This is a genomic window from Pseudomonas sp. P8_241, assembly GCF_034008315.1.
Taxonomy (GTDB): Bacteria; Pseudomonadota; Gammaproteobacteria; order Pseudomonadales; family Pseudomonadaceae; genus Aquipseudomonas.
The window spans coordinates 593013-615249 of record NZ_CP125377.1 but is presented as its reverse complement, the minus strand read 5'-3'; the positions used below and the strand labels follow the sequence as shown (position 1 = coordinate 615249).

The window sequence follows — 22237 nt, the reverse complement described above, 5'->3', positions numbered from 1 at the left end:
CACGTTCCCGGCACCGGGATAATGCGCACCACTCGGCGCCTGGCGCCACGTAGCGTGAGGCACGGTTTTCGACCACTTACCGCGTCAGGAAGCCCCTCAGGGGCGGGATGAAATGTCTGTGATCAATTTCAATATCGCCCAATGGCGCGCATGGGCTCCAGGGCTCGAAAGCGTGGACGATTGGCAAGCCTGGAGCCGACAACCTGTCGTGCTGCCGGTCAGCGATGCCGCTCCTGACGTCTCGTTCCTGCCAGCCATGCAGCGTCGGCGACTCAGCCGACTGGCACGGATGGCGTTCAGTGTCGGCTGGCCCTTGGCCGATGGTCTCCAGGACCTTCCGTTGGTCTTTATTTCTCGTCATGGCGAAACCCCGCGCACCTTCGACATTCTCAGCGATCTGGCCGTTGATCAGCCGCTGTCGCCGACCCAGTTCAGCCTTTCGGTGCACAACGCGATCATCGGCCTGTGGTCGATCATGCGCAATGAGACCAGCGAGATGACGGCCCTCGCCGCCGCTGGAGACGGCCTTGAACACGGTATGCTGGAGGCGGCGGCGCTGCTGAGCGAAGGCGCTCCGGCGGTGTTACTCGTTGTGACCGAGGAGCAACCGCCCGAGGCGTATTCGGCCTGGATTGATGATGTGCCATTTCCCTATGCCGTCGGCCTGTTGATCACTCCCGGCAATGACTGGCAGTTGACCCTGAACAGCCCTTCGAATGCGTTGTCCAAATCCCGCGGGCCCCATGCCTTGAATCTGTTGCGGGCGCTGCTTGACCAGCAAACAACCTGCCAACATGCCTGGAAAAATCGTGTATGGACCTGGCAACGCAATCCGTGACTGAAAAGAACCGCGACGCTTATTATTGGCGCCTGTTGGCGACCGCCGCGAGCTTCACCCTGTTCGGGTTGGGCGGTATGTGCCTGCGCCTGCTGGTTTTCCCGTTGTTGAGCTGTCTGCCGGGCGACGCCCAGACCCATCGGCTGCGTGCACGAAAAACCGTCAGTCGTTGCTTCTGGTTTTTCGTGCAGTTCATGGCCCGAACCGGTGTGCTGACCTACGATATCGAGGGTGCGGAAAAACTCGGCCGCCCGGGACAGATGATCATTGCCAATCATCCGTCGCTGATCGACGTGGTGTTCCTGATCGGGCTGGTGCGCCATGCCAATTGCGTGGTCAAGCAAAGTCTGTGGGAGAACCCCTTCACTCGCGGCCCGCTGCGCCGCACCGATTACATCAGCAACGACGGCAGCATGGACATGCTCGATACCGCCGCAGACGCACTGAAAAGCGGCCAGACCCTGATCATTTTTCCCGAGGGCACCCGCACACAACCCGGCCAGACACCGGCCTTTCATCGGGGTGGCGCGGCAATCGCCTTGCGCGGTGCGAAAATCCTCACTCCCGTGGTAATCAAGGTCAACCCGACGACATTGACCAAGGCCGAACCCTGGTATCGCATACCCAAACGGCGCGTGCATTTCAGTTTCCGTGTCGGGGCCGATATAGACCCACAGGCGTACGCCGTACAGGGGCCCGCCCCTCAAGCCTCGCGCAAGCTCAACGATTATCTGCATTCTTACTTTATCAAGGAGCTCGCCGAAGATGAGCGATCTACACCGTGAAATCAAAGACCTGATCATCGAAGCCCTGGGCCTTGAAGACATCAGCGCACAAGACATTGGCGATGACCAGACGCTGTTCGGCGAAGGACTGGGCCTGGACTCCGTCGATGCCCTGGAACTCGGCCTGGCCATTCAGAAAAAGTACGGCATCAAAATCGATGCAGACGCCAAGGACACGCGCAATCATTTCAGCAACGTGGCGAGCCTTGCAGCGTTCGTCACCGCAAAACAGGCAGCTTGAGACCGGACCATGCAAACTCGTGACGACATTTTCAACACCTTGCGCGATGCCTTGGTCGAGCTGTTTGAACTGGACCCCGAGCGCGTGAGCCTCGAATCCAACCTGTATCAGGATCTGGAAATCGACAGCATCGATGCGGTCGACCTGATCGATCACATCAAACGCCAGACCGGCAAGAAAATCGCCGCCGAAGAATTCAAGTCGGTGCGCACGGTCAGCGACGTGGTCGAGGCTGTCTACCGTCTTGTTCAACCGGCCGCATGAGCCGACTGATCGGCCTCGGCCTGTTGCTGGCAGGCCTGCTGTACCCCTTTGCGGTGTATTTCGGCATGGAACACTTCGCGCCGTGGCAGTTCGCACTGCTGCTGGGCAGCCTGTGGCTGGCCCGTGCGCTGACCGGCCGCAGACGCCCCGGCAGCCAGTGGATGGCTACAGCGGCCATTGGTTTCTGTCTGTTGCTGGCGCTGTTGGACAGCCCGGCGCTGCTGCGCTGGTATCCCGTATTAATCAGCGGGTTCATGCTGGGATTGTTCGGCCTGAGCCTCAAATTCGGCCCGCCGATGGTCGAACGCCTGGCCCGTCTGCGCGAGCCGCACCTGCCAGCCAAGGCCATTCGTTATACCCGCCAGGTAACCATCGCCTGGAGCGTGTTTTTTCTCTGCAACGGTTTGTGCGCCGCCGCCCTGACGCTGTGGGCGCCGCTGAGCTGGTGGATGTTGTACACCGGTCTGATTTCCTACGGATTGATAGGCCTGATGTTTGCCATTGAATGGCTGATACGCCAACGGGTACGAGGCCACCCATGAATTGGATAAAACTTGAGCATCTGTTGCTCAAGACGCAGCCGGAGCGCGCCGTGACGAGCGCTCCGACGCTGGACCATGCTCAGCTGTGCGACCGGGCGCTGCGCCTGGCTGCCGGCCTGCAAACCCAGGGCGTGCGCCAGATGGCCGTGCACCTTGAGGATGCCGCCGATCTGGCGGTCGCGCTGCTCGGCGCCTGGCGCGCCGGGGTCAGCGTACTGCTGCCCGCCGACCTGCAGCCACAGACCCGCCAGCGCTGGTCCAGGAACGTTGACCTGTGGCTCACCGATCAAACCGGCGATGCCCACCTGAGCGACTATCGCCATCCGCCATTGGATGGCGCCGCTCTGGATCTGGATCACTGCCAGCTCAATCTGTGCACTTCCGGTTCCAGTGGCGAGCCCAAGCGCATCGAAAAAAATCTGCGCCAACTGGCCAATGAAGTCGAAGCCCTGGAACAGTTGTGGGGAGCGGACCTGGGGCCAGCGTGCATCATCGGAAGCGTCGCCACCCAGCACATCTACGGCCTGCTGTTTCGGGTGCTGTGGCCGCTGTGCTCCGGGCGCCCGTTCGTGCGTCGGCAACTGGCCTTTCCGGAGGACCTGCAGCGCGCCAGCCGCGAACACCCCGCCTTTGCCTGGATCGCAAGCCCCGCGTTGCTCAAGCGTATGGGCGACAACCTCGACTGGCCTGCCTTGAGCGCGGTGCGTCGGGTGTTTTCTTCCGGCGGCGCCTTGCCGGCTGAAGCCGCACAGAACCTGCAGCAACGCCTTGGGCAATGGCCGACGGAAATCTTCGGCAGCTCGGAAACCGGCGGCATTGCCTGGCGCCAGGGCTCCGGACTCTGGCAGCCTTTCGCCGATGTTGTGCTGAGCCAGGACGGTGACGGCGCGCTGCTGATTGCTTCGCCGTATTTACCAATCGGCTATGTCGAACACACCGCCGACTCCGCGAGAATCACCGCTGATGGCCGGTTCGAATTACTCCGACGACTGGACCGGATCGTCAAACTGGAAGAAAAACGTATCTCGCTGCCGATGCTGGAACAGGCACTTGCAACCCATGAATGGGTCGCCGAAACGCGTCTGGGCGTCGTCCAGGAAAACCGCGCCTCGTTGGGGGCCTTGCTGGTACTGACCGAAACAGGTCTGCATGCCCTGCGCAATCAGGGTCGACGCAGCGTGACTGAGCAATTGCGCAAGCATCTGAGTCAACACTGTGAGGCCCTCGCCCTGCCACGTCGCTGGCGCTTGCTTCGACAACTGCCGCTCAATGCCCAGGGCAAACTGCCTCAAGCTGAAGTCGACGCCTTGCTGATGGCACCACGCCCCAAGGCGCCACAAGTACTGGAGCAAACCGAAACCGATGGCGAGTGGAGCCTGCAACTGGCCGTGCCACCGGATCTGGCCTACTTCAGCGGTCACTTCCCCACTGCGCCAGTTCTGCCCGGTGTGGTGCAGGTGGAGTGGGCGTTGAACCTGGGACAGCAACTGATGAACCTGCCGGAAAAATTCGCCGGCATGGAAGTACTGAAATTCCAGCAGCTGGTGCGTCCCGGTGATGAAATCCAGCTGCACCTGCGTTTCGACCCAACTCGCGGCAAACTGTATTTCGCCTATCGCAATGAGACTGCAACCTGCTCCAGCGGGCGGATCTTGCTGGAGGCTTTGAATGCATAACCTGTGGCGAGGGAGCTTGCTCCCGCTGGGCTGCGAAGCAGACCCAAAACCATCTCGCACCGGCGTCATGACGAGTGCTTCGCACTCGAACGGGAGCAAGCTCCCTCGCCACAAAAGTGTTGTAGAGGTTTCGGTCCATGCATAGCCCCTGCGCCGTCATCCCGGTCTACAACCACGAAACCGCCATCACCACGGTGGTCGATGCACTGATCGCCTGCAACCTGCCCTGCATTCTGGTGGACGATGCCAGCAGCCCGGCCTGTGCCCGGGTGCTCGATCGATTGGCCCGGCGCGAGATGGTGTACCTGATCCGCCTGGCCACCAATCAGGGCAAGGGCGCCGCGGTGATGACCGGGCTGCGTGAAGCCTCGCGCCTGGGTTTCAGCCATGCCCTGCAAGTGGACGCCGACGGCCAGCACGATCTGCAAGACGTGCAACGGTTTATCGAACTGTCACGCGCCCACCCGCAAGCGGTCATCTGCGGCTACCCGCAATACGACGACAGCGTGCCAAAAGGCCGTTTGTACGCCCGCTACCTGACCCACGTCATGGTCTGGATAAACACCCTGTCGCTGCAGATCCGCGATTCCATGTGCGGGTTTCGGGTTTACCCGTTGCCTCCAATGCTTGAACTGATCGAGTCGGCGAGGATCGGCAAACGCATGGATTTCGACTCTGACATTCTGGTGCGCCTGGCCTGGCGCAATCAGCCAATGCAGTGGCTGCAAACCAAGGTCCATTACCCTTTGGACGGTGTCTCACACTTTCGGATGTTCCACGACAACGTGCTGATTTCAAGCATGCACACGCGGTTGTTCTTCGGCATGTTGTTGCGTTCGCCGATGATCCTCTGGCGCCGGTGGCGACCATGACACCAGACAAGCAGCATTGGGCTGACCGCGAAGAACGCGGAAGCTTCTGGCTGATGAAGCTCACCGCGTTTGGCGCCAGGGTCCTCGGTCGCCGACTGTTGAGCCCGCTGCTGTACGGCATCGTCTTGTACTTTTTCCTGTTCGGACGAAGCGCCCGCCACAGTGCCTGGCAATACCAGCAACGGCTCGCCGACTGGAGCGGTCGCAGAGAGTTGCGGCCGAGCCATTGGCGCGTGTTCGGCCAGTTCATGGCCTTCGCCGATTCCATGCTCGACAAGCTTGACGTGTGGAACGGCAAGTTGAGCATCGAGCAGATCGAAATCATCGACCCGGCGCTCCTGCGTAATCAGTTGCGCGGTACACGCGGGCAGATGTTGGTCGGCGCGCACCTTGGCAACCTGGAAGTCTGCCGTGCGCTGGCAGAGATCGGTGAAAAGGTCACGATGAACGTACTGGTGCACACCAAGCACGCCGAGCAGTTCAACCGTTTGCTGGGCGAAGCCGGGGCGACCCATTTGCGCCTGATTCAGGTCAGCGAACTGGACCCGGTCATCATGCTGCAACTGCACGAACGCCTGGAGCGCGGCGAATGGTTGGCGATTGCCGGCGACCGCGTGCCTTTGCATGGCGGGCGCAGCGTAACCGTGGGCTTCCTCGGTCACCCGGCAAAATTCCCCCAGGGCCCGTGGCTGTTGGCCGGTCTGTTGAAATGCCCGGTCAATCTGCTGATGTGCCTGAAGAAGCCCGACGGTGGCTATCGCCTGACGATAGAACCGTTCGCGCAGGCGATCATCTGGAAACGCAGCGACCGAGAGCAGGTCATTCATCAGTGGGCTTCGCGCTATGCCGAACGCCTGAGCCACTATTGTCTCGAAGCGCCCCAACAATGGTTCAACTTTTATCCTTTCTGGAAGACCGATGACGACGCCAACGCTTGAGCCGGTAATCTTCGGCGAACGCCCTTTGCGCATCGAAGATGTGCTGGCCCTGGCCAACCGCAAGGTGCCAACGCAGTTGCAAAGCGATCCCGCGTACCGCGAGCGCATCGCCAAGGGTGCGCGATTCCTTGATTCCCTGCTGGACAAGGAAGGTGTGATCTATGGCGTGACCACCGGCTACGGCGATTCGTGCGTGGTTGCGGTGCCACTGCATCACGTCGAGGCGCTGCCGCGTCATCTGTACACTTTTCACGGTTGCGGACTGGGCAAGTTGCTCGATGCGCAAGCCACCCGCGCTGTGTTGGCGGCGCGTTTGCAGTCGCTGTGCCACGGCGTGTCCGGGGTGCGCGTGGAACTGCTGGAGCGGCTGCAAGCGTTCCTTGAACACGACATTCTGCCGCTGATTCCGGAAGAAGGCTCGGTGGGCGCCAGCGGCGATCTGACGCCGTTGTCGTACGTCGCCGCGACCTTGTCCGGCGAACGCGAAGTGATGTTCCGTGGCGAACGCTGGCAAGCCGCCGATGTGCACCGCGAACTCGGCTGGCAACCGCTGGTGCTGCGCCCGAAAGAAGCGCTGGCATTGATGAACGGCACCGCCGTGATGACCGGCCTCGCCTGCCTGGCTTTCGCCCGCGCCGATTATCTGCTTCAACTGGCCACACGTATAACGGCGCTGAACGTGGTCGCCCTGCAAGGCAATCCCGAGCACTTCGACGAGCGCCTGTTCGCGGCCAAACCGCACCCGGGACAGATGCAAGTCGCCACCTGGTTGCGCAAGGATCTGGCCATCGACGCACCGACCGCACCACTGCACCGCCTACAGGATCGTTACTCCCTGCGTTGCGCACCCCATGTGCTCGGCGTGTTGGCCGACAGTCTGAACTGGCTGCGTTCGTTCATTGAAATCGAACTCAACAGCGCCAACGACAACCCGATCATCGACGCCGAAGCCGAGCGGGTTTTGCACGGTGGGCACTTCTACGGCGGGCACATCGCGTTCGCCATGGACAGCCTGAAAAACCTCGTGGCCAACGTCGCCGATCTGCTGGACCGGCAGCTCGCGCTGCTGGTGGACGAGCGTTACAACCACGGCTTGCCGAGCAACCTGTCCGGCGCCAGCGCCGAACGGGCGATGCTTAACCATGGCTTCAAAGCCGTACAGATCGGCACCAGTGCCTGGACCGCCGAAGCGTTGAAGAACACCATGCCGGCAAGCGTGTTCTCGCGCTCCACCGAGTGCCACAACCAGGACAAGGTGAGCATGGGCACCATCGCTGCCCGCGACGCCATCCGCGTGCTGGAGCTGACCGAACAGGTCGCTGCCGCAACATTACTGGCGGCCAATCAGGGTGTCTGGCTGCGCGGTCAGGCCGAAGACGCCCGACCGCTGCCACCCGCCCTCGCCGCCATGCACGAGGCCTTGGGCAAAGATTTCCCGCCGGTCATCGAAGACCGTGCGCTCGAAGGCGAATTGCGCCTGTGCCTGCAACGTATCGCCGAACAACACTGGAGGCTGCATGCGTAGCAAGGGAGTGCTTCACACCGACACGGAAATCCTCGTGCCGTTTTTCGACGTCGACAGCATGCACGTGGTCTGGCACGGCCATTATGTGAAATACCTGGAAGTCGCACGGTGTGCGCTGCTGGACCGAATCGGCCATAACTACACGGCGATGAACGACTCGGGCTACGCCTGGCCGGTGATCGACCTGCAATTACGCTACGTGCGCGGTGCCGTATTCGGCCAGAAGCTCAACGTGCGCGCCAATCTGGTGGAGTGGGAAAACAGGCTGAAGATCAATTACCTGATCACTGACCAAAACACCGGCGAACGCCTGACCCGTGCCGTCTCGGTCCAGGTTGCCGTCGAGATCTCCAGCCGCGAAATGCAACTGGCTTCGCCCAAGGTGTTCACTGACGCGGTTGAGAGGGCCCTGCCATGAAGTTCTGCGCCCCCCGTTCCCCTGTAGGAGCAAGCTTGCTCGCGATGGTCGTTAACGATGACGCTGGGCACCTGACACTGCGCGGCGCTCTCAGGTCTTTCGCGAGCAAGCTCGCTCCTACAGTGTTCTGCGTGTTGCTGGGTATTCCTGGGCTGGCCCACGCATTCGACCTGCAACAGCTGAGCGATCAACTGGCCAGGCCCGATGTCATCCACGGCAACTTCATCCAGGAAAAGCACCTGCGTGCCCTCCCCCAGCCGCTGACCAGCAAGGGCACCTTCGTCCTGGCGAAAAAACACGGATTGTTATGGCTGCTGAAAACGCCGCTGCAACAGGATTACCGCATCACCGCCCAAGGCATTGCCCGGCGTGATGTCCATGGTTGGCAGATGCTGCCGGGCAAGAGCGCCGGCACCGAGCAGAACCGTCTGTTCCTCGCCGTGCTGCAAGGCGACAGCAGTGGGCTGCAACGAGATTTCGAACTGTCCCTGAGCGGCGACGCACAGAACTGGCAATTGACACTGGTGCCACGCTCGCTGCTGCTCAAGCAAGTGTTCAATCAGATCAATATCGCCGGCAGCGATCTGGTGCACAGCATCGAACTGCTCGAAACCCAGGGCGACAGTACCTTGTTGCGCATGCAGGACAGCACCAGCACCCAACCCCTGAGCGACGCGGAGCAACATGACTTTGCCGAGTGAACGCAAGCTGCCGTGGCTGTTTCTTCTCCTGCTGCTGGCGGTGCTGGCGCTCGCCGGCTGGCAATGGCGTGACGCCGCGCCGCTGTCGGCCAACCTGATGGAACTGGTGCCGGGCACGGCGCCGGACGCATTGGAACAGCGCGCCGAACAACGCATGCAAGAGCCGTTGAACCGTCAGATGCTGTTACTGGTTGGCCATAACAGTCGTGAGAAAGCCATCGCCATGGCACAGCAACTGGGCGATCAGTGGCAGGCCAGTGGCCTGTTCGAAAAGGTCCAGTGGAACCTGCAGGCTGATCTTCCGGCACTGCGCACACAATTGCTGCAAGGCCGTCTGGCGATGCTCTCGACCGAGGATCGTCAGCAACTGGTCGAACACCCTGACGTTTTTATCCAGCAGCGGGTGCAGGCGCTGTTTGATCCCTTCAGCGGTTTCACCCTGGTGCCGAGCCAGGATGACTGGCTGGGCCTGACCGGGCGCATCCAGAATAGCCAGCCACAACGCGGCTCGGTACAGCTCGACATTGGCAGCGGCGCCTTGATCGCCGATGCCGACGGCAAGAGTTGGGTGCTACTGCGGGCACTCACCACCGGCAATGCCTTCGACCTGAACCTTCCGCTGCGAGTGGCCGACCTGCTCCAGCAAAGCCGAGAAAAAGCCGCCCAGGCCGACGTGCAACTGCTCGCCGCCAGCGGTTTGCTGTACGCAGCCAGCGGACAGCGACAGGCTTCGCGAGAGATAACCTGGGTCGGCGGTGGCGCCACTGTCGGGATCCTGCTGTTGCTGCTGCTGGCTTTCCGACGTTGGCGCGTGTTGCTGGCATTCATTCCGGTGCTGGTTGGCATGCTTTTCGGAGCGGTGGCCTGCGTGGCACTGTTCGGCCACATGCACGTCATGACACTGGTATTGGGCTCAAGCCTGATCGGCGTCGCCGTCGATTACCCGCTGCATTACCTGTCCAAGAGCTGGAGCCTGAAACCCTGGCACAGTTGGCCGGCTCTGCGCCTGACCTTGCCTGGGTTGACCCTGAGCCTGATCACCAGCGCCATCGGCTACCTGGCCCTGGCCTGGACGCCGTTCCCGGCATTGACCCAGATTGCCGTGTTCTCCGCGGCCGGTCTGCTCGGCGCCTATCTGTCTGCGGTATGCCTGCTGCCCGCGCTGCTCAAAGGTGTAGAGCTGCGCCCGGCCCAATGGCCGTTACGCGTTTGCGAGTATCTGTTGAGCTCTCGTGAAGCGCTGCTCAAGCACGTCAGTACACCGGTATTACTGGCGCTGCTGATCGCCTTCTGCGTTGGCGGCCTGCTACAACTCGACAGCCGGAACGACATCCGCCAATGGATCAGTGCGCCACAGGCGTTGACCGACGAAGCGCGGAGCATCGCGCAAATAACCGGCTATCAACCCACCAGCCAGTTCTTCCTGGTGCGCGCCGCCAATCAGCAGCAGTTGCTCGAGCGATCAAGCGCCCTGAGCGAACGCCTGGATCAGTTGACCGGTCTGGATAAACTTCCAGGTTATCTGTCGCTCAACCAGCTGGTCAGCCCCCCGAACGAACAGCAGCAAGTGCGCGATGCGTTGAACAAACTGCCGCAGCACTGGCAACCATTGCTCGATGTCGGTGTGCCGGTCGAGGCGCTCCAGGCGGAATTGGCAACGTTGCAGTCGCTGCCCACCGAAGACATCGACACAGCACTCACCGGTCCATTGGCAGAGCCTTATCGCACCTTGTGGCTGGGGCCGACCGATGACGGCGTTGCGGCAATCGTCAGCCTGCAAGGCGTGAGCAACCCGACGTTGCTGCAAGTCCAGGCTGAGGATTTGCCCGGGGTGGTGCTGGTGGATCGGCTGGGCGAGTTGAACAGCGTCTTCGCCGCCACCCAGATCAGCGCCGCCGAACTGAAACTGGCCTCCTGTGTGCTGATCGTGCTGGTGCTGATCCTGCCGTTCGGTTTCGGTGGCGCGCTGCGCATCGTGTCGCTGCCACTGCTCGCGGCGTTGTGCAGCCTGGCCAGCCTCGGTTGGCTGGGGCAGCCATTAACCCTGTTCAGCCTGTTCGGCCTGCTGCTGGTGACGGCGATCAGCGTCGACTACGCCATCCTCATGCGCGAACAGATCGGCGGCGCCGCCGTGAGCCTGCTGGGTACGTTGCTGGCGGCAGTGACCACCTGGCTGTCGTTCGGTTTGTTGGCGGTGTCGAGCACCCCGGCGGTGAGCAACTTCGGGCTGTCGGTGAGCCTGGGCCTGGTCTTCAGTTTCCTGCTCGCGCCTTGGGCCGGTCGCCAGCCGCATGCAGCGCCCGTCGCGGAGACGCCAGCGTGATGGTGATTGTGTTCTGGGCAATGGCCTTGGCGTTGTTCGCCGTGGCGACTCGCGTCGGTCGGCATTTCGGCCTGATTCCGATTGTCAGCCAGTTGCTCCTGGCGACCCTTGGCCTGCCGCTGCTGATGTACTTCTGGATCGAACCGCAATGGCAACTGAGCGGCGCGGCGCTGGTGTCGGCGGACTGGCTGAAGAACCTCTACAGCCTGAGCTTCGCCCTGTTGCTGGGCTACATCCTCAGCGATGTGATCGACCTGCAACTGGACCGCCAGAGCCTGAAGATCGCCCTGCCGAGTTTCTGCATTCCGTTTGCCTGCGGACTGGCCACGGCGATCTGGCTATTGCCGCCACAACCCTGGATCAGTTCATTGGCGGTCGGCCTGCTGTTCGCCATTACCGCCATTCCGGTGTTGTATCTGTACCTGCAACACATCGATTACCCGCCCGCCGCTACCCGACGACTGGTGCAAACCGCGATCCTCATCGACCTCGCCTGCTGGACCGTGTTCGGCATCGCCCAAGGCAGCTTGCACCTGAGCAGTTTGTTGTTGCCGCTGGCCGGCGCTTGCCTGCCGGTGCTGCTGCGCCTGCTGGGCCTGCGTCAAGCGTGGCTCTACAGCGGATGTTTTTTTGCGTTGCTGGTGGTCGCCGAGCACTTCAAGCTCAATGCACTGATTTTCGGCATCGGTTATGTCCTGATCATGGCCGCACTGAAAGCGCCGCTGACATTGCCTTTTCCACTGCTGTGGATGAACCGTTTGCAGACGTACTTCGCCATTCCGCTGATCCTTACGTTCGGCATCGTGCAAATCAACGTGCACAGCGCCATGGACAGTCTTGGCTGGATACAACTGGCGGCATTGCTGCTGTTACCGATCAGCAGCAAACTGCTGGGCAACTGGCTCGGCCTCGGCTGGGCCGGCGCCTCGTTCAGCGGAGCCAGTCGCTGGCGAGAAAGTGTGTTACTGAACATTCGCGGTTTGAGCGAAATAGTCTTTCTCAACCTGCTGCTCCAACAACAACTCATCAGTCCGCCGCTGTACTTCGCGTTGATGCTGATGGGCCTGATTGCGACACTGCTGCCGGCCTTGACCGGCATGCACCGAATCCCGTTGAAAGCCGCCGCGCCGGCAAGGAGCCCTCATGCCAACCGTTGAAATGCAACGCCGCCAGGTCGTAGTGATCGGTGCTGGCCCTTCCGGCGCCATCGCCGCCGCGCTGCTCAAACGCAAAGGGCACGATGTGCTGGTGATCGAGCGTCAGCATTTTCCGCGTTTTTCCATCGGTGAGAGCCTGTTGGCCCACTGCCTGGATTTCGTCGAAGAAGCGGGCATGCTCGACGCCGTCAACGCCGCCGGTTTCCAGGTGAAAACCGGTGCCGCGTTTGCCTGGGGCGAGCGCTACAGCGCGTTCGATTTTGGCGACACCTTTACGCAAGGCAAACCAACGACGTTCCAGGTTCAGCGTGCGGATTTCGACAAGTTGCTGGCCGATCAGGCCGCGCTGCAAGGCGTGGAGATTCGCTACGGCGAGTCCATCGTCGGCGTCGATGTCAGTGGGGCCAAGCCGCAACTCGACGTACGCCGCGAAGACGGCAGCCAATACCGCATCGAAGTCGAGTTCATGCTCGATGCCAGCGGCTACGGGCGCGTCCTGCCACGTTTGCTCGACCTTGAGGCGCCGTCCAACTTCCCGGTGCGCCAAGCCGTGTTCACCCACGTCGAAGACTGCATCGACAACCCGAATTTCGACCGGACCAAGATTCTCATTACAACCCACCCGACAAAACGCGATGTCTGGTTCTGGACCATTCCGTTCAGCAATGGACGCAGTTCGGTCGGTGTGGTCGCCGCCCAGGAACACTTTGAAGGTCGCACCGACAACCTGGACGACTGCCTGCGCGGATTCATCGCCGAAACGCCAAGCCTGGCCGGCGTGATGGGCAACGCCGTGTGGGACACCGAAGCCCGGACCATTGGCGGTTATTCAGCCAACGTCAAATCCTTGCACGGTCCCGGTTTTGCCCTGCTGGGCAATGCGGCGGAGTTCCTTGACCCGGTCTTCTCCTCCGGCGTCACCATCGCCATGCGTTCGGCCAGCATGGCCGCCGCTGTGCTGCACCGCCAGCTGCAAGGTGATTGCGTCGACTGGCAGAGCGAATTCGCCGATCCACTCAAGCGCGGCGTCGACACCTTCCGCTGCTACGTCGAAGGCTGGTACACCGGGACCTTCCAGGACGTCATCTACCACGAGGGCGGCTCGCCGGAAATCCGCCGGATGATCTGCTCCATTCTCGCCGGATATGCCTGGGACGAACGCAACCCGTTCGTCAGCGAAGCCAAGCGACGGTTGAAGGTCATTTCAGAACTCTGTGCAAGAGAGGCGACATGAGCGTCTTCAGCGACAGCCAGGGCCGCTCCGGGAGCCAAGCCCGTTGGCCAGCAGGCTTTGTGCGATTGCTGCCAGTGGCCGCTGCCCTGTTGCTGAGTGCTTGCGCCAGTCGCGCTCCGCTGCCCGAGCAAAACCCCAATCTTGCGCTTCCAATGCAACTGCACATCCAGCGCTTGCAGGATGACCAGCGCCAGGATTGGGTGCTGGTGATCCAGCGTGAAGACCAAGGCATTCGCTGGTCGATGATGGACCTGTTGGGCATTCCCCAAGCACGCCAGAAACTGATCGATAAACACTGGCAATCCGATGGTTTTTTGCCACCCAATCCGCAAGCCCGGGAGCTGTTCGCCGCGTTGCTGTTTGCGCTGACGCCCAAAGATGAACTCGTCGCCAACTATCCTGGGGCCTGGCAGCACGGCACACAACGGTCCCTCCCCGAACGCTGGGACATCCGCTACACACAACCACAGAATTTTCAATTGCAGCTACCGAAAGGTCCGACCTACCAAGTCACTCCACTGAGTGGTGACGCGCCATGACCGCCTACCTCAATGCCCTCGGGGTGGTCTGCGCCCTGGGTCGCGACAAACAGGAAGTCACCCGAAACCTGTTTGCTGGCGATTGCTCCGGCATGGTCGACGACGCTGTGCGGGTACGCGAGCGGTCATTGCCGGTCGGTGCAGTCCGCGGTGAGTTGGCGGCGATTCCAGACGACATGTCGCTGCATCGTAGCCGCAACAATCAGCTGTTGCTGGAAGCTGCGCTGCAAATCCGTCAGGACATCGATAGCGTGATCCAGACCTACGGTCGCCACCGTGTCGGTGTGGTGCTGGGCACCAGCACCTCGGGTATCGACGAGGCCAGCCAGGGCCTGACCCATTACATCCGCGAAAAGCACTTCCCCGCCGAATATGACTACCAGCAGCAGGAACTCGCGGCCCCGGCGAATTTTCTCGCCGACTGGCTGCAACTGAGCGGTCCGGCCTACGTCATTTCCACGGCATGCACCTCCAGCGCCCGTGCATTGATGAGCGCCCAGCGCCTACTGGATCTGGGCGTGTGCGATGCGGTGTTGTGCGGAGGTGTCGATACCCTGTGCAAGCTGACGCTCAATGGTTTTTCGGCACTGGAAGCGGTCTCGGGGCAACGCTGCAATCCGTTCTCGGTGAACCGCAACGGCATCAACATCGGTGAGGCAGCTGCGTTGTTTGTGATGAGCCGACAGGCGGACAACGCTCCATCGATAGCCTTGCTCGGCAGCGGCGCCAGTTCCGATGCACACCACATTTCCGCCCCCGAGCCCACCGGCCGTGGCGCCTTGCAGGCCATGAACAAAGCCTTGAGCCGTGCGCACCTGAACCCGCAGCAGATCAATTACCTGAACCTTCACGGCACGGCCACCCAGCACAACGACGCCATGGAAAGCCAGGCTGTCGCGACGCTCTTCCCTGAAGGCGTACCCTGTTCTTCCACTAAACCCATGACCGGCCACACCCTCGGCGCCGCGGGTGCCCTGGAGGCCGCGTTCTGCTGGTTGAGCCTGAGCCCGGTCAATGTCGATCATGCCCTGCCACCGCATGTCTGGGATGGCCAACCGGACCCCCAGTTACCCGCGCTGAATTGGGTGACCCCGGCCGCTCGCCTGGCGTCCATTGCTCCACGCTACCTGATGAGCAATTCCTTTGCCTTTGGGGGCAACAATGTCAGCCTGATTATCGGAGACGCACCATGATTGACTGGCCGCTCGCCGAACTGCTGCCACACGCCGGCGACATGATCTTCATCGAGCAGATCCTGGCGTTCGATGAAGAGCAGATTCATACCCGCCTCACCGTCAGACCCGATGGACTGTTCAGCCGTCCCGACGGTAGCCTGCCGGCCTGGGTCGGCATTGAATTGATGGCCCAGAGCGTCGCCGCCTTCGCCGGTTGCCATGCGCGCCAGCGCGGGGATGACGTGGAATTGGGCTTCCTGCTCGGCAGCCGCAAATTCGAGAGCAACGTCGAAAGCTTCCCGGCGGGCACCGAGCTGACCATCCATGGCATCCGTTCCCTGGAAGACGACAACGGCATGGGCGTGTTCGAATGCCATATCAACGGTACGGGCATTCACGTGACGGCGCGTCTGAACGTATACCGCCCGCCCCACGCGGCTCAATATCTTCATGAATCCCAGGAATCCAGTGATGACTGAATCCGTATTGGTCACCGGTTCCAGCCGTGGTATCGGCCGCGCCATCGCATTGCGCCTGGCCCAGGCCGGGCATGACATCGTGCTGCATTGCCGTAGCGGCCTGGCCGATGCGCAAGCCGTCAAAGTCGAAATCGAAGCCCTGGGGCGCAATGCGCGCATCCTGCAATTCGACGTGTCCGACCGCGCCAGCTGCAAAGCCATCCTTGAAGCCGATGTGGAAACCCACGGTGCTTATTACGGCGTGGTGCTCAACGCCGGCCTGACCCGCGACGGTGCTTTTGCGGCGCTGAGCGAGGATGATTGGGACGTGGTGATGCGCACCAACCTCGATGGTTTCTACAACGTGCTGCACCCGGTGATGATGCCGATGATTCGCCGTCGTGCGCCGGGGCGGATCGTCTGCATCACCTCGGTGTCCGGCTTGATCGGCAACCGTGGCCAGGTCAACTACAGCGCCTCCAAGGCCGGACTGATCGGCGCCGCGAAAGCATTGGCGATCGAGCTGGGCAAGCGCAAAATCACCGTTAACTGTGTCGCACCCGGCCTGATCGACACAGCCATGCTCGATGAAAACGTGCCGGTGGAAGAGCTGATGAAAATGATCCCCGCACAACGCATGGGCACCTCTGAGGAGGTAGCCGGTGCGGTGAATTTCCTGATGTCGGCGGAAGCTTCGTACATTACCCGGCAGGTTCTGGCCGTCAACGGAGGCCTGTGCTGATGAAGCGCGTCGTCGTCACCGGCATGGCCGGCATCACCTCACTGGGCAGCGATTGGGAGACCATCGCCGGCAACTTCGTGGCCAACCGCAGCGGTATCCGCCGGATGGACGAGTGGGACCGCTTCACCGAACTCAACACACGCCTGGCCGGCCCCATCGATGACTTCAAGGTCCCGAGTCACTGGACCCGTAAACAACTGCGCAGCATGGGCCGGGTATCACGGCTGGCCGTTGGCGCGTCGGAACTGGCACTGGCCGACGCCGGATTATTGGGTGACGAATCAATCAAGGACGGACGCATGGGCGTCGCCTGCGGCTCCTCCACCGGCAGCACCGACGAGATCAAGGCCTTCGGCAACATGCTGCTCAACTCGGTGGCCGAGGGGCTGAACGCCAATTCCTATGTGCGGATGATGCCGCACACCACGGCGGCGAACATCAGCATCTTCTTCGGCCTCACCGGGCGCCTGATTCCGACGTCCAGCGCCTGTACCAGCGGCAGCCAGGGCATCGGCTATGCCTACGAGGCGATCAAGTTCGGCCGCTTGCCGCTGATGCTCGCCGGCGGTGCCGAGGAGCTGTGCCCGACCGAGGCCATGGTCTTCGACGCGCTCTACGCCACCAGCCTGAAAAACGACACCCCGCAACGCAGCCCCCGCCCATACGACACCGCACGCGATGGCCTGGTGATAGGTGAAGGCGGCGGCATGCTGGTGCTCGAAGAACTGGAACACGCCTTGGCCCGTGGCGCGCGCATCCATGCCGAGATCGTTGGTTTCGGCAGCAACGCCGACGGCCAGCACACCACCCGCCCCGAACAGATCACCATGCGTCGGGCCATGGAACTGGCCCTGGAAGATGCCGGACTTGCACCTTCCGACATCGGCTACGTCAACGGCCACGGCACTGCCACCGAGCAGGGCGACATCGCCGAAACCCTGGCCACCAGCAGCCTGTTCGGCGAACACATGCCGATCAGCTCGCAGAAAAGCTTCCTCGGCCACACCCTCGGCGCCTGCGGTGCGCTGGAGTCGTGGTTCAGCATCGAAATGATGAACCGCGACCTCTACGCCCACACCTTCAACCTCGACAATGTCGACCCGCACTGCGGCAAACTCGACTACCTGCGCGGCGAGTTTCGGCAGATGAGCAACCAGTACGTGATGAACAATAATTTTGCGTTTGGCGGGGTGAATACTTCGCTGATATTCAAGCGCTGGTCGTAATTTAAGCCAAAAGATCGCAGCCTTCGGCAGCTCCTACAGTGATTGGTGTAGGAGCTGACGAAGGCTGCGATCTTTTGTTTTTGCGGTACGGTGATCAGGGCGGATCAAGATTATCCAGCACCCGATTCACTGCCAGCTCCCCCAGCATGATCGACTGCTGGATGCCCAGCAGTGTGTGGCCCTGTGAGCCCTTCAGGTCTCTGGCGAAGTCACTTGCCATGACGTTTGCCGAGGCTAGCGACACGCAGGCGTATTCCAGCAGGGTGTGGTTGTCGACGTCGGGGGCGATGAGGAATAGGGGGCTGGGTTGGTGTGGCACGTCCGGATCGGTATCCGGTGGGTTTGGCGCATGGGTCATGATTCAGCGTCCTGAAAATGGCGGCCACACCAAATTGCTACTGATCAATAGGGTGGCAGCTGTACGCAGGTTAGCAGACCGGACGAAGCGAAACCGGCGCGCCCGAAGGCGCCCTGCGCACAGCTACCGTCAAGGGCAGGTATGGACATACCTGCCTATCAGGAGCGCAAATGCGCTTTACTTCGATACAGGCTGCTAAACCCGATCACTGACAATCAGTGACGCGAATCAAGCTACCGACAGCCCCAAAAGCGCACAAGCCGGCGGATTCTGGAGTAGCTGTAGGCAGCGCCGCAAGACGCTGTAGCTTTTGGGAAGGATTTCGGAAATGTCCCACAGGAGGGGGTGAAGTTTCCCGCCAGGTTGGCATGCAGAGGGTCTTTTGGGAGTACTTGCGGACGCCTTCGCTGGCAAGCCAGCTCCTACAGGGTTCCGTGGTGTGGCAAGCAGGGTGTGCACAGCGCTGAACACTGTAGGAGCGAGCATGCTCGCGATTGACTGCGCAGCAGTCACGCCTGTAACGGTTCCACCTTCCTCGTCAACAACTCCACAAACGCCCTCGCCATCGCTGACTTCTGGTCCTTGCGCTGCACCAGCCACACCGCCGATACCGCTGCCGGATCGAGCAGCGGCCGATAGACCACGCCGTCGATACGCATCCGCTGATATGACGCCGGCATTACCGAAACCCCGAGCCCCGCCGCGACCAAGCCAATGATGGTCATGGCCTCACCGGCCTCTTGGGCAAAGTGCGGGCTGAAGCCGGCGTCCCGCGCCAGGCTGAGCAACTGCGCATACAGACCGCTGCCGTAACTGCGTGGGAAAAAGACGAAAGGTTCGAGGGCCAGGGCTGACAGAAACAGGCCCTCTTCACTGCCGTTGACCAGCGGATGTTTGGAGCTGAGGACCGCGACCAGCGGCTCGCGCATCAATTCGACCACGCTGAGACTGTCCGGCAACCCGAGCGGGCGCATGATGCCGACTTCAATCGACTCGTCCACCAGCGCATCGGCCACCTGGGTGCTGCTCATTTCCCGCAGATTCAGGTGCACGGCCGGGAAGCGCTGGCGGAAAGAGAAAATCGCCTGGGGAATGGTCGAGTTGAAGGGTGCCGACGAGGTGAAGCCGATTTTCAGTTCGCCCAACTCGCCCAACTGTGCCCGCCTCGCGACATCCGCCGCTTTGGCGACCTGCGCCAGCGCCAATCGCGCCTCTTCGAGGAACAGCCGACCGGCTTCGCTCAGTTCGACCCGACGATTGGTACGTTCAAAAAGCCGTGCGCCGACTTCCTGTTCCAGCGCTTGAATTTGCTGGCTCAGCGGCGGCTGCGAGATGCCCAGCACCTGTGCAGCGCGGCCGAAGTGCAGTTCTTCGGCGACGGCGATGAAGTAGCGCAGATGACGCAATTCCATGGAAACCTCATTAGGTCGTAAAAGCTATCAAACAGGTCGAACAATATATTGGATTGAATCATTAGCCAGCTATATGCTTTTTTTCATTGCCTGACCGGCTGCGTCCTCCGAGGTCCCTGTGAAAACTGTTGTTGCCCCACTCGCCCATGAAGTTCCACCCGCCGCGCCGGGTGCTATCGCTGTTGAGTTGGCGGAAATCTACATCGAAAAAGGTACGCCGGCGTTCATGCGCACGGTGCTGGCGTTGTTCTGCGGCGGCTTCGCGACTTTTGCCCTGCTCTACTGCGTGCAGCCGATGATGCCGCTGCTGTCCCACGAGTATTCCATCAACGCGGCACAGAGCAGCCTGATCCTGTCGATCGCCACCGGCATGCTCGCCATTGGCCTGCTGATCACTGGCCCGATTTCCGACCGTATCGGGCGTAAGCCGGTGATGGTGGCGGCCCTGTTCGCCGCCGCGCTGTGCACCATGGCCAGTGCGATGATGCCGAGCTGGCACGGTGTGCTGCTGATGCGTGCGCTGATCGGGTTGTCGCTGAGCGGCCTGGCAGCAGTTGCAATGACTTATTTGAGCGAAGAGATTCACCCACAGCACATCGGCCTCGCCATGGGTTTGTACATCGGTGGCAACGCAATTGGCGGAATGAGCGGACGCTTGATCACCGGGGTGTTGATCGACTTCGTCAGCTGGCACACGGCGATGCTGGTGATCGGTGGCCTGGCGTTGATTGCCGCGGCGGTGTTTTGGAAAATTCTCCCCGAGTCGCGCAACTTCCGCGCCCGCTCGCTGCACCCGCGCAGCTTGCTCGACGGTTTCACCATGCACTTTCGCGACGCCGGGTTGCCGCTGTTGTTCCTCGAAGCCTTTGTGTTGATGGGCGCGTTCGTCACGCTGTTCAACTACATCGGCTATCGCCTGCTGGCCGCGCCGTACCATATGGAACAGGCGTTCGTCGGGTTGCTGTCGGTGGTGTACCTGTCGGGCATCTACAGCTCGGCGAAAATCGGCTCGCTGGCCGACAAACTCGGCCGCCGTAAAGTGCTCTGGAGCACCATCGCGCTGATGATTGGTGGCCTCGCCCTGACGATGTTCACGCCATTGCCGCTGGTGATCATCGGCATGTTGGTGTTCACCTTCGGTTTTTTCGGCGCCCATTCGGTGGCCAGCAGCTGGATCGGTCGCCGCGCCACCCGGGCCAAGGGGCAGGCATCGTCCTTGTACCTGTTCAGCTATTACGCCGGGGGGAGCATCGCCGGTACGATGGGTGGCGTGTTCTGGCATTTGGGTGGATGGAACGGGATCGGGCTGTTCATCGGCACGCTGCTGGTGATTGCGTTGCTGGTGGCGTTGAAGCTGGCGAAGCTGCCGCTGCTGGGTGGCGTCAAAGTCTGACCCAAACCAATGTGGGAGCAAGCCTGCTCGCGATTGCGGAGTGTCAGCCAAACATTTGCTGACTGTTCCACCGCTTTCGCGAGCAGGCTCGCTCCCACATTTTTTACCGGGCGTTTTTTATTGGGCAGCTATCACTCGTGATACTGCGCCGACAACTCATGCACGGCACGCAAGAAGGCGCCAGCATGCTCCGGATCGACTTCCGGGGTGATGCCATGGCCAAGGTTGAACACGTGGCCACTGCCTTTGCCATAGCTGGCAAGGATGCGCCCGACTTCGGTACGGATGGCTTCCGGTTTTGCGTAGAGCACGGTCGGGTCCATGTTGCCTTGCAACGCGACTTTGTCACCCACGCGGGCGCGGGCACTGCCGATGTCGCAGGTCCAGTCCAGGCCCAGTGCGTCGGCGCCGGCATCGGCGATGCTCTCCAGCCACAGACCACCGTTCTTGGTGAACAGGATGACCGGCACCTTGCGACCTTCGTGTTCGCGGATCAGGCCGCTGACAATTTTCTTCATGTAGGCCAGGGAGAATTCCTGGTAAGCCGCCGCCGAGAGGGCACCGCCCCAACTGTCGAAGATCTGTACCGCTTGCGCACCGGCCATGATCTGGCCGTTGAGGTAGCTGGTGACCGTCTGCGCGAGCTTGTCCAGCAGCAGGTGCAAGGCTTGCGGGTTGTCGTAGAGCATGGTTTTGGTCTTGCGGTAGTCTTTCGACGAGCCGCCTTCGACCATGTAGGTGGCCAGGGTCCATGGGCTGCCGGCAAAGCCGATCAGCGGCACGCGGCCGTTCAGTTCGCGGCGGATGGTGCTGACCGCGTCCATGACGTAGCCGAGGTCTTTGTGCGGATCGGGAATCGGCAAGGCTTCGATGTCGGCCAGGGTGCTGACGACTTTCTTGAAACGCGGACCTTCGCCGGTTTCGAAGTACAGGCCTTGGCCCATGGCATCGGGGATGGTCAGGATATCGGAGAAGAGGATCGCCGCATCCAGTTGCGGGTAGCGGTCGAGCGGTTGCATCGTGACTTCGCAGGCGAACGCCGGATTCATGCACAAGCTCATGAAGTCGCCGGCCTTGGCACGGCTGGCGCGGTATTCAGGCAGGTAGCGACCGGCCTGACGCATCATCCACACAGGGGTGACGTCTACGGGTTGCTTGAGCAGGGCGCGAAGGAAACGGTCGTTCTTCAGGGCAGTCATGTCGGCATCCGGAAAAAAAGTGCGGGCATTTTCTCAGAGCGCGACGCAAAAGGCACGGTTGCAGGTCAGCCTTTTGTCTATCGGGTCAATTTGTCGCGGGGGAATATTTCTTTGCAACACCGAAAACACTGTAGGAGCCGGCTTGCTGGCGATGCAGACGACGCGGTGATCAGGTACACCGCGTTAACGTTCATCGCCAGCAAGCCGGTTCCTACAGGGTG

At 61.4% G+C, this 22237-nt stretch carries 23 protein-coding genes; 20 read left to right on the top strand and 3 right to left on the bottom strand.

What is annotated here, in order from left to right; translation table 11 throughout:
- Positions 1-112: 112 nt before the first annotated feature.
- The 19 genes from QMK58_RS02760 to QMK58_RS02670 all read left to right on the top strand — a co-directional run bounded on the left by QMK58_RS02760 (position 113) and on the right by QMK58_RS02670 (position 17654).
- Positions 113-838, top strand: coding sequence for a beta-ketoacyl synthase chain length factor (locus QMK58_RS02760; protein ID WP_320395840.1), 726 nt, complete (start codon positions 113-115; stop codon positions 836-838).
- Positions 814-1623, top strand: coding sequence for a lysophospholipid acyltransferase family protein (locus QMK58_RS02755; RefSeq protein ID WP_053153475.1), 810 nt, complete (start codon positions 814-816; stop codon positions 1621-1623). Before QMK58_RS02760 ends, QMK58_RS02755 begins: the two co-directional genes overlap by 25 nt.
- On the top strand, positions 1604-1864 hold the full coding sequence (locus QMK58_RS02750) for a phosphopantetheine-binding protein (RefSeq protein WP_053153472.1): 261 nt from the start codon (positions 1604-1606) through the stop codon (positions 1862-1864). Before QMK58_RS02755 ends, QMK58_RS02750 begins: the two co-directional genes overlap by 20 nt.
- A 9-nt stretch (positions 1865-1873) precedes the next feature.
- A complete protein-coding gene (locus tag QMK58_RS02745) occupies positions 1874-2128 on the top strand; it encodes an acyl carrier protein (RefSeq protein ID WP_007992314.1) in 255 nt (84 codons plus the stop codon).
- The gene (locus QMK58_RS02740) at positions 2125-2670 is read left to right on the top strand and encodes a hypothetical protein (protein WP_053153469.1); all 546 of its coding nucleotides are present in this window, start codon (positions 2125-2127) and stop codon (positions 2668-2670) included. Before QMK58_RS02745 ends, QMK58_RS02740 begins: the two co-directional genes overlap by 4 nt.
- Positions 2667-4346: an AMP-binding protein gene (locus QMK58_RS02735; protein WP_320395839.1), complete on the top strand. Its 1680-nt coding sequence runs from the start codon at positions 2667-2669 to the stop codon at positions 4344-4346. Before QMK58_RS02740 ends, QMK58_RS02735 begins: the two co-directional genes overlap by 4 nt.
- Positions 4347-4483: 137 nt before the next feature.
- A complete protein-coding gene (locus QMK58_RS02730; protein ID WP_320395838.1) occupies positions 4484-5218 on the top strand; it encodes a glycosyltransferase family 2 protein in 735 nt (244 codons plus the stop codon).
- Entirely contained in the window at positions 5215-6156 is a 942-nt protein-coding gene (locus tag QMK58_RS02725; RefSeq protein ID WP_053153460.1) for a glycosyl transferase, read from the top strand. The genes QMK58_RS02730 and QMK58_RS02725 overlap by 4 nt, the downstream gene beginning before the upstream one ends.
- Positions 6137-7681 (top strand): HAL/PAL/TAL family ammonia-lyase, encoded by a 1545-nt coding sequence (locus tag QMK58_RS02720; protein WP_053153457.1) that lies wholly within the window; start codon positions 6137-6139, stop codon positions 7679-7681. The genes QMK58_RS02725 and QMK58_RS02720 overlap by 20 nt, the downstream gene beginning before the upstream one ends.
- Positions 7674-8099 carry an acyl-CoA thioesterase gene (locus QMK58_RS02715; protein WP_053153454.1) on the top strand — a complete coding sequence of 142 codons (426 nt, stop codon included), beginning with the start codon at positions 7674-7676 and terminating at the stop codon, positions 8097-8099. The genes QMK58_RS02720 and QMK58_RS02715 overlap by 8 nt, the downstream gene beginning before the upstream one ends.
- Positions 8096-8800: an outer membrane lipoprotein carrier protein LolA gene (locus QMK58_RS02710; protein ID WP_053153451.1), complete on the top strand. Its 705-nt coding sequence runs from the start codon at positions 8096-8098 to the stop codon at positions 8798-8800. The genes QMK58_RS02715 and QMK58_RS02710 overlap by 4 nt, the downstream gene beginning before the upstream one ends.
- Positions 8784-11123 carry an MMPL family transporter gene (locus tag QMK58_RS02705; protein WP_053153448.1) on the top strand — a complete coding sequence of 780 codons (2340 nt, stop codon included), beginning with the start codon at positions 8784-8786 and terminating at the stop codon, positions 11121-11123. The genes QMK58_RS02710 and QMK58_RS02705 overlap by 17 nt, the downstream gene beginning before the upstream one ends.
- Positions 11123-12280: a sodium:proton antiporter gene (locus QMK58_RS02700; protein ID WP_320396515.1), complete on the top strand. Its 1158-nt coding sequence runs from the start codon at positions 11123-11125 to the stop codon at positions 12278-12280. The genes QMK58_RS02705 and QMK58_RS02700 overlap by 1 nt, the downstream gene beginning before the upstream one ends.
- Positions 12267-13514 carry an NAD(P)/FAD-dependent oxidoreductase gene (locus QMK58_RS02695; protein WP_320395837.1) on the top strand — a complete coding sequence of 416 codons (1248 nt, stop codon included), beginning with the start codon at positions 12267-12269 and terminating at the stop codon, positions 13512-13514. The genes QMK58_RS02700 and QMK58_RS02695 overlap by 14 nt, the downstream gene beginning before the upstream one ends.
- Complete coding sequence (locus tag QMK58_RS02690) at positions 13511-14053, top strand: hypothetical protein (RefSeq protein ID WP_082344398.1); 543 nt, start codon at positions 13511-13513, stop codon at positions 14051-14053. The genes QMK58_RS02695 and QMK58_RS02690 overlap by 4 nt, the downstream gene beginning before the upstream one ends.
- Entirely contained in the window at positions 14050-15246 is a 1197-nt protein-coding gene (locus QMK58_RS02685) for a beta-ketoacyl-[acyl-carrier-protein] synthase family protein (RefSeq protein WP_053153437.1), read from the top strand. The genes QMK58_RS02690 and QMK58_RS02685 overlap by 4 nt, the downstream gene beginning before the upstream one ends.
- Positions 15243-15707, top strand: coding sequence for a hotdog family protein (locus QMK58_RS02680; protein WP_053153434.1), 465 nt, complete (start codon positions 15243-15245; stop codon positions 15705-15707). Before QMK58_RS02685 ends, QMK58_RS02680 begins: the two co-directional genes overlap by 4 nt.
- Positions 15700-16428 carry a 3-oxoacyl-ACP reductase FabG gene (gene fabG / locus QMK58_RS02675; protein ID WP_320395836.1) on the top strand — a complete coding sequence of 243 codons (729 nt, stop codon included), beginning with the start codon at positions 15700-15702 and terminating at the stop codon, positions 16426-16428. Before QMK58_RS02680 ends, fabG begins: the two co-directional genes overlap by 8 nt.
- Entirely contained in the window at positions 16428-17654 is a 1227-nt protein-coding gene (locus tag QMK58_RS02670; protein ID WP_053153424.1) for a beta-ketoacyl-ACP synthase, read from the top strand. Before fabG ends, QMK58_RS02670 begins: the two co-directional genes overlap by 1 nt.
- A gap of 94 nt (positions 17655-17748) precedes the next feature.
- Here the strand turns inward: QMK58_RS02670 and QMK58_RS02665 are convergent, their stop codons facing one another.
- Positions 17749-18012: a DUF6124 family protein gene (locus tag QMK58_RS02665; protein ID WP_320395835.1), complete on the bottom strand. Its 264-nt coding sequence runs from the start codon at positions 18010-18012 to the stop codon at positions 17749-17751.
- Between the two features lie 509 nt (positions 18013-18521).
- Positions 18522-19424 carry a LysR family transcriptional regulator gene (locus QMK58_RS02660; protein WP_053153418.1) on the bottom strand — a complete coding sequence of 301 codons (903 nt, stop codon included), beginning with the start codon at positions 19422-19424 and terminating at the stop codon, positions 18522-18524.
- Positions 19425-19542: 118 nt separating this feature from the next.
- Here QMK58_RS02660 and QMK58_RS02655 point away from each other — a divergent pair, with 118 nt between their 5' ends.
- Entirely contained in the window at positions 19543-20817 is a 1275-nt protein-coding gene (locus tag QMK58_RS02655; RefSeq protein WP_053153415.1) for an MFS transporter, read from the top strand.
- A gap of 131 nt (positions 20818-20948) precedes the next feature.
- On the opposite strand, the gene hemE is transcribed toward QMK58_RS02655, so the two are convergent.
- A complete protein-coding gene (gene hemE / locus QMK58_RS02650) occupies positions 20949-22016 on the bottom strand; it encodes a uroporphyrinogen decarboxylase (RefSeq protein ID WP_053153412.1) in 1068 nt (355 codons plus the stop codon).
- Between the last annotated feature and the right edge of the window lie 221 nt (positions 22017-22237).